This window comes from Streptomyces sp. SGAir0957, from assembly GCF_043523415.1.
This window is the reverse complement of the sequence record NZ_CP027293.1, coordinates 3188832-3202245: the sequence shown is the minus strand read 5'-3', so window position 1 is coordinate 3202245 and position 13414 is coordinate 3188832. Positions and strand designations below refer to the sequence as shown.

Sequence of the window (13414 nt, the reverse complement as noted above, 5' to 3'; positions counted from 1 at the left end):
AGTGCGAAGCATGCCGCGCATACCTCGATCGAGTGGCCGCTCGCACTGATGACCAGGGGGGATTCGGACGCCCGAAGCCGCTCCGTACCTCGCATGGCCGGGCGATAGGGTCAACGCCATGGACCGCACCTCACTCGACCTCACCCAGGACGCCGCCCTCCTCACCGCCCAGCTGGTCGACTTCCCCTCGCCCAGCGGCAGCGAGAAGGAGCTGGCCGACGCCGTCGAGGCGGCCCTGCGCCCCCTGCCACACCTCACGGTCGACCGGTTCGGCAACAACGTCGTGGCGCGCACGAACCTGGGCCGCGCCGAGCGCGTCGTCCTCGCCGGCCACATCGACACGGTCCCGATCGCGGACAACGTGCCCTCGCGTCTCGACGCCGACGGCATCCTGTGGGGCTGCGGCACGAGCGACATGAAGGCGGGCGTCGCGGTCCAGCTCCGTATCGCTCAGACGGTCACCGAGCCCAACCGCGACCTCACGTTCGTCTTCTACGACAACGAGGAGGTCGCCGCGCACCTCAACGGGCTGGGGCACGTCGCCGACGCCCACCCCGACTGGCTGGAAGGCGACTTCGCGATCCTCCTGGAGCCCACCGAGGGCCTGGTCGAGGGCGGTTGCCAGGGCACCCTGCGCGTCATCCTCAAGGTCAAGGGCGAGCGGGCCCACTCCGCGCGCGCGTGGATGGGCCACAACGCCATCCACGCGGCGGCTCCCATTCTTGAGCGCCTCGCCGCCTACGAACCGCGCAGGCCGGTCGTCGACGGCCTGGAGTTCCACGAGGGCCTCAACGCCGTACGGATCGAGGGCTTCGTCGCCACGAACGTCATCCCGGACGACTGCGCCGTCACGGTCAACTTCCGCTACGCGCCCGACCGCTCGATGGCCGAGGCCGAGCAGTTCGTCCGCGACTTCTTCGAGGGCTGCCCGGTCGACGAGTTCGTCGTCGACGACCACACGGGCGGGGCCCGGCCCGGCCTCACCCACCCCGCTGCCGCCGCCTTCCTGGCCGCCGTGGGCGGCGAGCCGCGCCCCAAGTTCGGCTGGACGGACGTCTCCCGCTTCAGCGCGCTCGGCGTCCCGGCGGTCAACTACGGCCCCGGCGACCCGATGTACGCCCACAAGATCGACGAGCACGTCGACACGGCGCTCGTCCTGGAGGCGGAGAAGCGCCTGGCCGCCTGGCTCACCGTCTGACGCCTGACATGCCGAGGTCCCTCGTATGTAACCCGCGTAGACCTACCCTTGCTCTACGTGAGCGCGTGATACCTGCGCATGGAGGGAGCGGACATGAGCAACCCGGAGGGCAAGCGGCATCCGAAGGAGCAGCGGACAGGACCGGTGGTCCGCCGTCGCGACCAGGTGCAGGCCGGGACGAGTGACCAGCGTCTGCTCGATTCGGAAGGACCCTCGGGCTGGGTGCACACGGACCCCTGGCGGGTCCTGCGCATCCAGTCGGAGTTCATCGAGGGCTTCGGCACCCTGGCCGAACTGCCGCCCGCGATCAGTGTGTTCGGCTCGGCGCGCACCCCAGTGGACTCACCGGAGTACGCGGCGGGCGTCGAGATCGGCAAGGCGCTCGTGGAGGCCGGTTTCGCGGTCATCACGGGCGGCGGGCCCGGCGCCATGCAGGCCGCCAACCAGGGCGCCGTGGAGGCCAACGGCACCTCGGTCGGCCTGGGCATCGAGCTGCCCTTCGAACAGGGCCTCAACCCCTACGTCGACCTGGGCCTGAACTTTCGCTACTTCTTCGTGCGGAAGACGATGTTCGTGAAGTACGCGCAAGGCTTCGTCGTCCTGCCGGGCGGCCTCGGCACCCTGGACGAGCTGTTCGAGGCGCTCACCCTCGTGCAGACGACCAAGGTGACGCGCTTCCCGATCGTCCTCTTCGGCACGCAGTACTGGAGCGGCCTCGTCGAGTGGCTGAAGAACACGGTGATCGCCCAGGGCAAGGCGAGCGAGGCGGACCTGCTCCTCTTCCACGTCACGGACGACGTGGAGGAGGCGATCACCCTGGTCACCAAGGAGACCGGCAACTAGGGCCCGCGCTCCGCAGGTAGTACCTGTGGGGCAAGTCCCCCAAGTCCCCTCAGACGAGTCCCCGGCGGGCCACCGCCGGGGGCCTGTGCCCCGCGATCGACGCCACCATGTCGAGCACCTGCCGGGTCTCCGCGACCTCGTGCACGCGGTAGACCTGCGCCCCCAGCCAGGCGGACACCGCCGTGGTCGCGAGGGTCCCGATGACGCGCTCCTTGACGGGCTTGTCGAGCGTCTCGCCGACGAAGTCCTTGTTGGACAGCGAGACGAGCACAGGCCAGCCGGTCTCCACCATCTCCGGCAGCCGCCGCGTCGCCTCCAGGGAGTGCCGCGTGTTCTTGCCGAAGTCGTGCCCCGGGTCGATGAGGACGGACTCGCGCGGCACACCGAGCGCGACGGCCCGCTCGGCATAGGAGACGGTCACGTCCAGGATGTCCGCCATCACGTCGTCGTACGTGGCACGGTGCGGCCGCGTACGGGGTTCGGCTCCGCCCGCGTGCGTGCACACGAGGCCCACCTTGTGGCGGGCCGCGACCTCCGCGAGCTTCGGGTCGACGCCGCCCCAGGCGTCGTTGAGCAGGTCCGCGCCCGCCGCGCACACGGCCTCGCCGACCTCGTGGCGCCAGGTGTCCACACTGATGATCACGGAGGGGAAGCGGCGCCGTACCTCGGCGACGAAACCGACGGTGCGCCGCGCCTCCTCCTCGGCGCCGACGTGCTCACCGGGGCCCGCCTTCACGCCGCCGATGTCGACGATCTCGGCGCCCTCGGCCACCGCCTGCTCGACGCGGGCGAGCGCGGGCTCGTCCTGGAACGTGGCGCCCTGGTCGTAGAAGGAGTCCGGGGTACGGTTCACGATCGCCATGATCACCGGCTCGTGCGCGTCGAACTCGCGCCGGCCAAGCCTGAGCATCCCTGTGACTCTCCTCTGGATCACGCTGCAACGTCCGCCTGCGACCTTAACTGTCGGTGCGGCATGGCACGATCGGAGCCTGACGGTTTCGGGCCGTGTACACACACCGGCCCGGTCGAGCCCAGGGGACGGCAGCGATGGTCATGTTCTTGTTTCTGGTCGCCGCGCTCGTCGTGGTGGTCGCGGCGGTGACGCTCGCGGTCCTCGGCGGGGGCGACGGCGGCGCCCTGCACGAGGAGCCGTCGCAGTTCTACGCGGACCCGCTGCCCCAGGACCGCCCGCTGGCCCGCGCCGACGTCGAGGAGCTGCGCCTGCCCGTGGCCGTGCGCGGCTACCGCATGGCGGAGGTCGACGACGCGCTGAACCGGCTCGGGGCGGAGCTGGCCGAGCGCGACGCCCGGATCTCCGAGCTGGAGTCCGCCCTCGCCACCGCGCACGCGCAGGCGCGGCGGCCGGCCGACCGGGGCCGCGACCCCGGGTCGGGCTTCGCGCCGCCCGGCGGCTACCAGGACGAGACCGGGGAGAGCCTGCGATGAGCGAGCCGACGAGTGGTGCGGTGCCCGGCCCCGACGGCCGCCTGCGCTGCCCCTGGGGCCTGTCGACGCCGGACTACGTGACGTACCACGACGAGGAGTGGGGCCGCCCCGTCCACGGCGACGACGCGCTCTTCGAACGGCTCTCCCTGGAGGCGTTCCAGTCGGGCCTGTCCTGGATCACGATCCTGCGCCGCCGCGAGACCTTCCGCGCCGCGTTCGCCCACTTCAAGATCGCCGAAGTGGCGGCGTTCACCGACGCCGACCGTACGCGCCTGCTCGCCGACCCCGGCATCATCCGCAACAGGGCCAAGGTCGACGCGACGCTCGCCAACGCGCGCGTGCTCGCCGACTGGTCGCCCGGCGAGCTGGACGAGCTGATCTGGTCCCACGCCCCGGACCCGGCCACGCGCCCGGCGCCCCGGGCGCTGACCGACGTACCGGCGATCACCGAGGAGTCGCAGGCCCTGTCCAAGGCGCTCAAGAAGCGCGGCCTGCGCTTCGTCGGCCCGACGACGGCGTACGCGCTCATGCAGGCGTGCGGCCTGGTCGACGACCACCTGGCGGACTGTGTGGCCCGCACGCCTGCCTGAGACCCGCGCGGAGGGGGTCTCGGCGCGGTCTCAGCGCCCCAGGTAGTTCGGCTTCTCCTTGGCGATGAACGCCTGGACGGCGATGGCGTGGTCGTCGGACTCCCCGGCCCGCGTCTGGAGCTCGTCCTCCTTGTCCAGGGCCTCGTCCAGGGAGTGGTCCGCGGCGAACGCCACCGACTCCTTGAGCGCCGCGTACGCGACGGTCGGGCCGGCGGCGAGCATGAGGGCCAGCTTGCGGGCCGTCTCCGCCAGTTCGTCGGCGGGCACGATCTTGTGCACGGCCCCGATCTCGAACGCCTCCTGCGCCGAGATCGTGCGCGGGAACAGCAGCAGGTCCATCGCGCGCCCCGGGCCGACGAGCCGCGGCAGCGTCCAGGAGACGCCGGAGTCCGCGGTCAGGGCGACACCGGCGAACGAGGTGTTGAACGACGCAGTGTCCGCCACGATCCGGTAGTCCGCGCAGAGGGCGAAGCCGAAGCCCGCGCCGGCCGCCACGCCGTTCACCGCCGCCACCACCGGCTTCGCCATGCCGGTCAGGGCTCGCACGATCGGGTTGTAGTGCTCCCGCACGGTGCTCATGGTCTGCCCCGCGCCCGCCTTGCGGTCCTCGACCAGGGTGGTCACATGCTCCTTCAGGTCCTGCCCGACGCAGAAGGCGCGATCCCCGGCGGCCGTGAGCAGGACGGCCCGCACCGCCCCGTCCGCGGCAGCCGCCCGCACCGCGTCGCGAAGGGCGACCTTGGCCTCGGTGTTCATCGCGTTCATCGCCTCGGGGCGGTTCAGCGTGATCGTCGCGAGCCCGTCGCTCACCTCGTAGAGCACGGTGTCGGCCATGACGCTCCTCCTGCTGTGCGGTCCGCTATGCGGTTGCTTAGGTGTCCGTGCCCAGCATGACGGAGATCACGGCATGGGGAACGGCCCCCGTATGTGACCTGCGTCAAACAAATTCGTCACACGAGGGGCACGTGAGCGGCGCAGTATCGCAGCCACATCGCCGAAATGAGTGGTTTTGCTCAAGCGCGTTGCGCAAGCGATGCCGACTGATGTTGGTCATCGGGCTCCGCGATGCGGGATAATGACCTGGAAGCAATGTGTTCGATGCCGGTGACGTGTGCCCGTCCAGAGGGCCGTCGGCTGACGATGAGCTGGTTTCAGGAAGGGGAACGAGCATGGCGGCCATGAAGCCGCGGACGGGTGACGGCCCGCTCGAGGTGACAAAGGAGGGGCGGGGCATCGTCATGCGCGTTCCGCTCGAAGGCGGCGGTCGGCTCGTGGTCGAGCTGACGCCGGACGAGGCCGATGCCCTCGGCGACGCCCTGAAGAAGGTCGTCGGCTGACGCGGAAGCGACCATACCTTTTCGACTGCCCCGGCACATATTCGGTGCCGGGGCAGTCGTATGTCCGCCTCCGCGGGGTGTGCGGACAGGCTCTCAGCGCTTGACCGCGCAGAGCAGCCCGTCCCCCACAGGCAGCAGGGAGGAGACCAGCTCGGGGCTCTCGCGCACCGCGCGCAGCAGCTCCCGCAGCCGCACCACTTCCACCGGCTGCGGACCCGAGTCGACGGTCCGTCCGTCGGCGAAGACACCCTCGAAACACACCAGGCCGCCGGGGCGCAGCAGACGCAACGATTCAGCGAGATAGTCCAGGCTCTCCATGCGGTCGCCGTCACAGAACACCAGGTCGTAGCCGCTGTCCGCGAGGCGCGGCAGGACATCGAGGGCGCGCCCGGGGATGAACCGGGCCCGGTTCGCGGCGAAACCGGCCGCACGGAACGCCTGCCGGGCGAACTGCTGCTGCTCCGGCTCCGGATCGACCGTGGTCAGGACGCCGTCGGGGCGCATCCCGTGCAACAGATGGATTCCGGACACGCCCGTGCCCGTCCCGATCTCGGCGACGGCCTTCGCCTCCACCGTGGCGGCGAGCATCCGCAGCGCGGCACCCGCGCCGGGGGACACCGAGCGAAGACCTGCCTCGCGGGCCCGGTCCCGGGCCCAGCGCACAGCGTCGTCCTCGGCGACAAAGGCGTCGGCGAACGCCCAGCTCGTCTGCCGGTTGCCGGTAATGGCCCTCTCCTGTCCCCGTTGTCCCCTGCATGGCTGTGCTTGTCCGCGCTCGCCCGTGCTTGCCTGCGCGTGACTTTATCCGTTGGCGCCGGGAACTCGCAGATGGGACCGGGCGTTTGAGAGGGCAGGGGGAAACAGCGGGGTGAAGCGGGGGGCAGGGCGCGAGTGATGGGGACGAAACGGGCGGCCGAGAGTCGACCGGCAAATCTGAGTAAAAACGCTTATCCGGAGCTAACGGGCGAGGTGGCTATGGTAGGGGCTCCACTGGACACCACCAGAGCTGACAGGGGAGGTGCGGCTGCGCCTGTGGATCGGGGAGGAGTGCTGCGGCGCTTTCTCAGGTCGGCGGGTGAGCCGAAATCCGTGACCGACACCGCTGACCGATCCCGCACCACTGACTCCGTGCAGCAGACCGCGACCTTTGCCGCTGACGCGGAATCGCAGGCGTGGACTCCGCCCACCTGGGAGGAGATCGTCAGCACGCACAGCGGCCGCGTCTACCGCCTCGCGTACCGCCTGACCGGCAATCAGCACGACGCCGAGGACCTCACCCAGGAGGTCTTCGTCCGCGTCTTCCGCTCCCTCTCGACGTACACGCCGGGCACGTTCGAGGGCTGGCTGCACCGCATCACGACCAACCTGTTCCTGGACATGGTCCGCCGCAAGCAGCGCATCCGCTTCGACGCGCTCGGGGACGACGCCGCCGAGCGGCTGCCCAGCCGCGAGCCGTCGCCGCAGCAGGTCTTCAACGACGCGCACTTCGACGCCGACGTCCAGCAGGCGCTCGACACGCTCGCGCCCGAGTTCCGCGCCGCCGTCGTCCTCTGCGACATCGAGGGGCTCTCCTACGAGGAGATCGCCGCGACCCTGGGCGTGAAGCTGGGCACCGTCCGCTCCCGCATCCACCGCGGCCGCTCGCAGCTGCGCAAGGCGCTGCAGCACCGGTCGCCCGAGGCTCGCGCCGAGCGCCGCACGCTCGCGACCACGGGAGGGATCCCCGTCCTAGGAACAGGGGGCGCGACCGCGTGAGTGGATCACGTCTCAACCCTGCCGAACGCCGGGAGACCGCGGCCGACCAGCATCTGGGAGACCGCCTTGCCGCGCTGGTCGACGGTGAACTCGACCATGACGCCCGTGAGCGCGTCCTCGCGCACCTGGCGACCTGTCCCAAATGCAAGGCCGAGGCCGACGCGCAGCGCCGCCTCAAGAGCGTCTTCGCCGAGGCGGCCCCGCCGCCGCCCTCCGAGAGTTTCCTCGCCCGCCTCCAGGGGCTGCCCGCCGGAGGTGACAGCGACGGTGGGGCACCACCGTTCGGGGGAGGAGGCTTCGCCACCGGACGGGCCTTCGGCAGCGGACCCGGACTCGGGCTCGGGGGCGGCGTCTTCGCCGTAGACCCGGACCCGTTCGCCGCGCACGCCGCCGCCCTGCCCTCCGCCGCCCAGCGCGGCTTCCGCATCCACGAAGTCGGCCGGACCGACCGGCACGACAGCGAGCGGGCCTCGCGCGGGCGCCGCTTCGCGTTCGCCGCGGCCGGAGCGGTGTCGCTCGCCGCGATCGCCCTCGGTGGCGTCACCGCCGGGGCGCCGCTCGACAGCGCCGACACCCGTGGCTCCGGCTCCAACAGCAATGTCACGCCCCTGCGTAGCCAGGCCTCCGGCGCCTCGACCGGCTCCGAGGCCCAGCGCCGCAGGTCCATGGCGCCGCTGCTCGGGCAGAGCGGAGGTGCGCTGTCGGCGCCGGTCGCGCCGACCCGGGCCAGTGCGCCGCTGCTGCCGGGCGGGCGGGTGAACAGCGCGAGCTACCCGTTCGCGACGCCGCTGCTGTCGGGTGCGGCCCGTATGTCGCCCCTCATACGCCCGGCCGCCCCCGCGCCGTCACCCCCGGCGGCGGTCGCCCTCGAGCCACGCCCCGCCCCGACGGGTTCGGCCACGGCATCGGCCGCCGCGCCGACCCTGTCCTCCCGCTCGGCCGCGGTCCGCTGACGCCCCCTGCGCCCGAGCCGCGGAACCTGGTTGAATCCACGTGAGGAGTCCGTGGCGTCCTGCCGCGGACCAGGTGCTGGGAAGATCGGCGGGACATGGACGAGGGCAAGCCCACGAAGGCCAAGTGGTGGAGCCGCCCCCGGCCCGACTCGGCCGGCCCGACGGACGACGGCGACTGGCACCTTCCCGCTCCGCTGCCCACCGGTTCCGAGGGGCCCGGGGCACGTGAGGTGCGGCCTGCCGCGGACCGGACGGCGACGGCCGACCCCGGCGCGGCTGCCCAACCGGGCGACGCCACGTCCACCGGCCCTGACGCGGGCGACTCGTCCTACGGAACGGTGCCGGGGGCCCCGGGGGACGGGGCGGTGCCGGGGGCTCGGATGACGGACGAGGCGTCCGGGCCGGTTCCGGAGGCTCCGGGTGCCCTGGGGGACGGAGCGGTGCCGACAGGTCGGATGAGCGACACGGCACCCGGGCAGGTCCCTGCGACTCCGGGTGCCCCGGCGGACGGGGCCGTGCCGGCCGACTTGGGGTCCGGGCCGGTTTCCGCAGCGCCGGGTGTCCCGGTGGGCGGGGCCAAGCCGACCGATCTGGCGTCCGGGTCGACCCCGGCAACTCCGGTGGCCGGGGCTGCTCCGGCCACGTCGGTCACGTCGGTCACGTCGGCTACTTCGACCAGTGCGGCTGAGCCGGTGTCCGGGGCGGCCCCCGCCGTACCCGGCACCCCGAGCGCCTCCGAGGTCCCGGAGGCGGGAACTGCCTCGGGCACCCCGGTCCAGGACGCCCCGCGTCCGCTGCACGACCCGGACCCCTACAGCACGCCGCCCTACGGCGAGCCCGGCCCGTGGGCGCCCGCGCCGCCCGTGCAGCACCCGGCGACCACCCCGCCGCACGGGACGGCGTCGCCGTTCCTCGCGCAGCCCGGGGCTCACCTGGGCCCCCCGAGCGAACCTCAGCCGCCCGCGCCCGAGCAGCCGTACCAGACGGCAGCCCAGCAGCCCGCGCCCGAGCAGCCCTATCCCGGCCCGGCGGCCCCACAGCCCGCGCCTGAGCAGCCGTACCAGGCCGCAGCCCAGCCGCCCGCGGCTGAGCAGCCGTACCCGGCCGTGCCCGAGCAGCCGTACCCGAGCCCGGCACCCCCTCACTCCACCCCGGATCAGTCCTACCCGGCTCCCCAGGGCGCCCCGCACCAGCCGAATCTCGATCAGTCCTACCCGGCTCCCCAGGGCGCCCCGCACCAGCCGAATCTCGATCAGCCCTACCCGGCTCCCCAGGGCACCCCGCACCAGCCGAATCTCGACCAGCCCTACCCGGCCCCCCAGGGCGCCCCGCACCAGCCGAGTCCCGATCAGCCCTACCCCGTCCCCCAGGGCACCCCGCACCACCCCACCCCCCAGGCCCCCTACACCCACCCCACCCCCGGAGGGCCCTGGCAGAGGTATGACCCGTGGGCCGGGCCCGTCGGGTTGTCGGGGAGTGGGGGGATGGTCGGGGCGCGGCCCCGGCGGTCTCGGCGGGCGGTGGTTGTCGGGGCGGTGCTGATCGCCGTCGTGTCGGGGGTCGTCGGCGGGGCTCTGGGGTCCTACCTGGAGCGCAACGGCGGGGCGGAGGTTAAGCTGCCGCAGGCCGGTGCCGAGTCCGCGCACCGCGACCCGGGCAGCGTCGCCGGGATCGCCGCCAGCGCGCTGCCCGGCGTGGTCACCATCCACACGAAGGGCTCGTCGGAGGAGGGCACGGGCACCGGCTTCGTGCTGGACGGGCGCGGCCACATCCTGACCAACAACCACGTGGTCCAGCCCGCGGGCTCCAGCGGTCGGATATCGGTCACTTTCGCCGGGGGCGAGAGCGCGGACGCCAAGGTCGTCGGGCACGACAGCGGCTACGACCTCGCAGTGATCAAGGTGTCCGGCGTCCGCGGCCTGAAGCCGCTGCCCCTCGGCAACTCGGAGAACGTGCAGGTGGGCGACCCCGTCGTGGCCATAGGCGCGCCTTTCGACCTGGCCAACACGGTCACCTCGGGCATCATCAGCGCCAAGGACCGCCCCATCACGGCGGGCGGTGAGAAGGGCGACGGGACCGATGTGAGTTACGTCGACGCGCTGCAGACCGACGCGCCGATAAACCCGGGCAACTCCGGCGGCCCGCTCGTCGACTCGAAGGCCCGTGTCATCGGCATCAACAGCGCCATCCGCTCCGCCGACAGCGGCTCCGACCTGGAGGGCGGCCAGTCCGGCTCGATCGGCCTGGGCTTCGCCATCCCGATCAACCAAGCGAAGCGCGTAGCCGAAGAGCTCATCAACACCGGCAAGGCCACCCACCCGGTGATCGGCGTCACCCTGGACATGGACTACTCCGGCGACGGCGCCCGCGTCGGCACGAAGGGCAACGGCGGCGGCTCAGCTGTCAGCCCGGGCGGCCCCGGCGCCAGGGCGGGCATCAGGCCCGGTGACGTGATCACCGAGGTGGACGGGGTCCGGGTGCACACCGGCGAGGAGCTGATCGTCAAGATCCGGGCGCACCGCCCGAAGGACGAGCTGGACCTGACGGTCGAGCGGGACGGCAAGGAGCGGAAGGTCACCCTGGTCCTCGGCTCGGCGGACGGCGGCTGACCGCGCCGTCGGCCCGGCGGGGCGGCCCGGCGTGATCCTGTACGTCGCCCTGTGGCTACCGGACGGACAGCATGGCCGGGTACCGTGGACCCGGTCCGTCCGATGCCGGACCAGCCGAAGACCTGCTGCTTGAGACCGACCGCGGGCCGAGGACACGCTAGGAGAGCAAGGTGTTCAACGACATTGGCCCACTGGAGGTCGTGACGCTCGTCGTGCTGGCCGTGCTCGTCTTCGGCCCCGACAAGCTGCCGAAGCTCATCCAGGACGTCTCGCGCACCATCCGCAAGATCCGTGAGTTCTCGGACAGCGCGAAGGAAGACATCCGCAGCGAACTGGGTCCTGAGTTCAAGGACTTCGAGTTCGAGGACCTGAATCCGAAGACGTTCATCCGCAAGCAGCTGGACAGTGACGAGCTGGGTCTCAAGGAGATCCGCAACGGGTTCGACCTGAAGAAGGAGATGGCCGAGGTCACCGAGGCGGTGCACACCGTCGGTGAGCTGGACGATTCCGCCAGCACCTCCTCCGCCTCCGCCACCTCCTCCGCCGCCACCACCTCCGCCTCGGACGGCGCCCGCGTGGACATGCGCAAGGGCCCCGACCTGGAGAAGCGGCCCGCGAAGCCGGCCACCGACGACCGCCCGCCGTTCGACGCCGACGCGACCTGAACCGGACGAAGGGGTCCGGTCGGAGCCGGGCCACCCGGACCCGGTGTGGCATCCTGCCTTGGTTGCGCGGACCGGGAGTGAGAACGCCCGAGGGGGGCGGTCCGCTCCGGTCCGTACGAGAGCGAGGAGGCGGCCGGGTACATGGAGACGACGAGTCGGGTGGGCGCGCAGGCGCCGGACACCGAGGGGGCCGAGGACGCCCCTGCGGCCCGGCGCACGGTCGACGGCTACCTGCTGGCGCCCTTTCCCTGGTACGGCCTGGACGAGGCCTTCACGGGACCGCGCTGGCTGATGCAGGTCGGCATGGCGGCGGAGGGGTCCGTCGAGCACGGTTCGATCGGGCACGGTGAGGAGCCCTCGGTCCGCAGCGAGAGCACGCAGGACACCGAGCGGTTCGCGGTCGTGGTGACCGTCGCCGCGCATCCGACACGGCGCAGCGCCGACGGCACGGGCACGCTCGACGCCACGTCCGTCTCGTCCGCGGCCTGGCTCGCCGGGGTCGGGCTGCTCTCGTACACGTGGCCGACGCAGATGGACCACACCCTGCGCGACGACTGGCTGGAGCAGCAGACCGAGACGGCCTGGGTGCTCGCGGACGACCTGAACTCCTCGGACTGGGCGACGCTGTCGCTGCCGGTGGACGGGGTGCCGACGCCGTTCCACTACCGCGAGTCCGAGTACGGGTGGGTGCTCGCCGGGTCCACGCAGGCCGGAGAGCATCTGGGCGCGTACGGGCGCGGCATGAGCGCGTACGGGCTCGCCTTCTCCGTGATCAAGGACGTGGCCGCGCTCGCCTGACACGTAGGGGTACGCATACGGAAGCGGGCCGCACCGGCATCGGTGCGGCCCGCTTTTTACACAACAGGTACGACAGGTACAGGCTCAGAACTTGTTGCGCGGCGTGATCCCGAGCGACATGCCCGCGAGACCGCGCTGGCGGCCGCCGAGCTTGCCCGCGATGGCGCGCAGCGCCGAACCGGCCGGGGACTCGGGGTCGGTCAGGACGACCGGCCTGCCGTTGTCACCGCCCTCGCGCAGGCGGACGTCGATCGGGATGGCGCCGAGGACCGGCACGTTCGCCCCCGTCGTCTTCGTCAGGCCCTCGGCGACCATCTGGCCGCCGCCGGTGCCGAAGACGTCGACCATCTCGCCGCAGTGCGGGCAGGGCAGGCCCGACATGTTCTCGACGACGCCGACGATCTTCTGGTGGGTCTGGACGGCGATGGAGCCGGCCCGCTCGGCGACCTCGGCGGCGGCCTGCTGCGGCGTCGTCACGACGAGGATCTCGGCGTTGGGGACGAGCTGCGCGACCGAGATCGCGATGTCGCCGGTGCCCGGCGGCAGGTCGAGCAGGAGGACGTCCAGGTCGCCCCAGAACACGTCCGCGAGGAACTGCTGGAGGGCGCGGTGGAGCATCGGGCCGCGCCACACCACCGGCGCGTTGCCCGGCGTGAACATGCCGATGGAGATGACCTTCACGCCGTTCGCCGACGGCGGCATGATCATGTTCTCGACCTGGGTGGGCTTGCCGTCGGCGCCGAGCATCCGCGGGACGGAGTGCCCGTAGATGTCCGCGTCGACGACGCCGACCTTCAGGCCGTCGGCGGCGAGCGCCGCCGCGAGGTTCACGGTCACGGAGGACTTGCCGACGCCGCCCTTGCCGGAGGCGACCGCGTAGACGCGGGTCAGCGAGCCGGGCTTGGCGAAGGGCACCTCGCGCTCGGCGGTGCCGCCGCGCAGGGCGGCGGCCAGCTCCTTGCGCTGCTCGTCGCTCATCACGTCGAGGGTGACGTCCACGCGCGTGACGCCGTCGACGCGGCCGACGGCCTCCTTCACGTTGTTCTCGATCGTGGAGCGCATCGGGCAGCCGGAGACGGTCAGGTACACGGTGACCGCGACGGCTCCGTCCGCACCGATGTCCACCGATTTGACCATCCCCAGTTCGGTGATGGGTCGCTGGATCTCGGGGTCGTTCACTGTCGCGAGCGCCTCGCGCACCGCGTCTTCCGTAGCCATGC

Annotated in this window: 14 protein-coding genes; 10 read left to right on the top strand and 4 right to left on the bottom strand. The window is 72.0% G+C overall.

All coding sequences use genetic code 11. The features are described from left to right. Nucleotides 1-118: 118 nt before the first annotated feature. Both dapE and C1N81_RS19260 read left to right on the top strand, forming a co-directional pair. Nucleotides 119-1198, top strand: coding sequence for a succinyl-diaminopimelate desuccinylase (gene dapE / locus C1N81_RS19265; RefSeq protein WP_394430733.1), 1080 nt, complete (start codon nucleotides 119-121; stop codon nucleotides 1196-1198). A 93-nt stretch (nucleotides 1199-1291) separates the two neighbouring features. Further along, a complete protein-coding gene (locus C1N81_RS19260; protein WP_394430731.1) occupies nucleotides 1292-2041 on the top strand; it encodes an LOG family protein in 750 nt (249 codons plus the stop codon). Nucleotides 2042-2090: 49 nt separating this feature from the next. Here the strand turns inward: C1N81_RS19260 and folP are convergent, their stop codons facing one another. Further along, nucleotides 2091-2951, bottom strand: coding sequence for a dihydropteroate synthase (gene folP / locus C1N81_RS19255; protein ID WP_394430729.1), 861 nt, complete (start codon nucleotides 2949-2951; stop codon nucleotides 2091-2093). Nucleotides 2952-3088: 137 nt separating this feature from the next. On the opposite strand from folP, the gene C1N81_RS19250 reads away from it, so the two are divergent. Both C1N81_RS19250 and C1N81_RS19245 read left to right on the top strand, forming a co-directional pair. After that, complete coding sequence (locus tag C1N81_RS19250) at nucleotides 3089-3487, top strand: DivIVA domain-containing protein (RefSeq protein ID WP_394430727.1); 399 nt, start codon at nucleotides 3089-3091, stop codon at nucleotides 3485-3487. Next, nucleotides 3484-4077 carry a DNA-3-methyladenine glycosylase I gene (locus C1N81_RS19245; protein WP_394430725.1) on the top strand — a complete coding sequence of 198 codons (594 nt, stop codon included), beginning with the start codon at nucleotides 3484-3486 and terminating at the stop codon, nucleotides 4075-4077. The genes C1N81_RS19250 and C1N81_RS19245 overlap by 4 nt, the downstream gene beginning before the upstream one ends. Before the next feature lie 30 nt (nucleotides 4078-4107). Here the strand turns inward: C1N81_RS19245 and C1N81_RS19240 are convergent, their stop codons facing one another. After that, nucleotides 4108-4911, bottom strand: coding sequence for a 2-cyclohexenylcarbonyl CoA isomerase (locus C1N81_RS19240; protein ID WP_394430723.1), 804 nt, complete (start codon nucleotides 4909-4911; stop codon nucleotides 4108-4110). 335 nt (nucleotides 4912-5246) lie between these two features. Here C1N81_RS19240 and C1N81_RS19235 point away from each other — a divergent pair, with 335 nt between their 5' ends. Next, complete coding sequence (locus C1N81_RS19235; protein ID WP_003966491.1) at nucleotides 5247-5414, top strand: DUF3117 domain-containing protein; 168 nt, start codon at nucleotides 5247-5249, stop codon at nucleotides 5412-5414. A 93-nt stretch (nucleotides 5415-5507) separates the two neighbouring features. Here the strand turns inward: C1N81_RS19235 and C1N81_RS19230 are convergent, their stop codons facing one another. After that, entirely contained in the window at nucleotides 5508-6140 is a 633-nt protein-coding gene (locus tag C1N81_RS19230; RefSeq protein ID WP_394438061.1) for an O-methyltransferase, read from the bottom strand. A 249-nt stretch (nucleotides 6141-6389) separates the two neighbouring features. On the opposite strand from C1N81_RS19230, the gene sigE reads away from it, so the two are divergent. The 5 genes from sigE to C1N81_RS19205 all read left to right on the top strand — a co-directional run bounded on the left by sigE (nucleotide 6390) and on the right by C1N81_RS19205 (nucleotide 12194). After that, nucleotides 6390-7169: an RNA polymerase sigma factor SigE gene (gene sigE, locus C1N81_RS19225; RefSeq protein ID WP_394430720.1), complete on the top strand. Its 780-nt coding sequence runs from the start codon at nucleotides 6390-6392 to the stop codon at nucleotides 7167-7169. Further along, nucleotides 7166-8122 (top strand): anti-sigma factor family protein, encoded by a 957-nt coding sequence (locus tag C1N81_RS19220; RefSeq protein WP_394430718.1) that lies wholly within the window; start codon nucleotides 7166-7168, stop codon nucleotides 8120-8122. The genes sigE and C1N81_RS19220 overlap by 4 nt, the downstream gene beginning before the upstream one ends. 692 nt (nucleotides 8123-8814) lie before the next feature. Further along, nucleotides 8815-10731 (top strand): S1C family serine protease, encoded by a 1917-nt coding sequence (locus tag C1N81_RS19215; RefSeq protein WP_394438059.1) that lies wholly within the window; start codon nucleotides 8815-8817, stop codon nucleotides 10729-10731. Between the two features lie 170 nt (nucleotides 10732-10901). Continuing rightward, a complete protein-coding gene (locus tag C1N81_RS19210) occupies nucleotides 10902-11396 on the top strand; it encodes a sec-independent translocase (RefSeq protein WP_394430716.1) in 495 nt (164 codons plus the stop codon). Nucleotides 11397-11537: 141 nt separating this feature from the next. Beyond that, entirely contained in the window at nucleotides 11538-12194 is a 657-nt protein-coding gene (locus C1N81_RS19205; RefSeq protein ID WP_394430714.1) for a hypothetical protein, read from the top strand. A gap of 84 nt (nucleotides 12195-12278) precedes the next feature. Here C1N81_RS19205 and C1N81_RS19200 read toward each other — a convergent pair whose 3' ends face one another. Continuing rightward, nucleotides 12279-13412, bottom strand: coding sequence for an Mrp/NBP35 family ATP-binding protein (locus C1N81_RS19200; RefSeq protein ID WP_394430712.1), 1134 nt, complete (start codon nucleotides 13410-13412; stop codon nucleotides 12279-12281). Nucleotides 13413-13414: the final 2 nt, after the last annotated feature.

Coding starts and splice junctions, on each gene's coding strand:
- dapE (WP_394430733.1), top strand. CDS start 119: ATGGACCGCACCTCACTCGACCTCACCCAGGACGCCGCCCTCCTCACC.
- C1N81_RS19260 (WP_394430731.1), top strand. CDS start 1,292: ATGAGCAACCCGGAGGGCAAGCGGCATCCGAAGGAGCAGCGGACAGGA.
- folP (WP_394430729.1), bottom strand. CDS start 2,951: ATGCTCAGGCTTGGCCGGCGCGAGTTCGACGCGCACGAGCCGGTGATC.
- C1N81_RS19250 (WP_394430727.1), top strand. CDS start 3,089: ATGGTCATGTTCTTGTTTCTGGTCGCCGCGCTCGTCGTGGTGGTCGCG.
- C1N81_RS19245 (WP_394430725.1), top strand. CDS start 3,484: ATGAGCGAGCCGACGAGTGGTGCGGTGCCCGGCCCCGACGGCCGCCTG.
- C1N81_RS19240 (WP_394430723.1), bottom strand. CDS start 4,911: ATGGCCGACACCGTGCTCTACGAGGTGAGCGACGGGCTCGCGACGATC.
- C1N81_RS19235 (WP_003966491.1), top strand. CDS start 5,247: ATGGCGGCCATGAAGCCGCGGACGGGTGACGGCCCGCTCGAGGTGACA.
- sigE (WP_394430720.1), top strand. CDS start 6,390: ATGGTAGGGGCTCCACTGGACACCACCAGAGCTGACAGGGGAGGTGCG.
- C1N81_RS19205 (WP_394430714.1), top strand. CDS start 11,538: ATGGAGACGACGAGTCGGGTGGGCGCGCAGGCGCCGGACACCGAGGGG.
- C1N81_RS19200 (WP_394430712.1), bottom strand. CDS start 13,412: ATGGCTACGGAAGACGCGGTGCGCGAGGCGCTCGCGACAGTGAACGAC.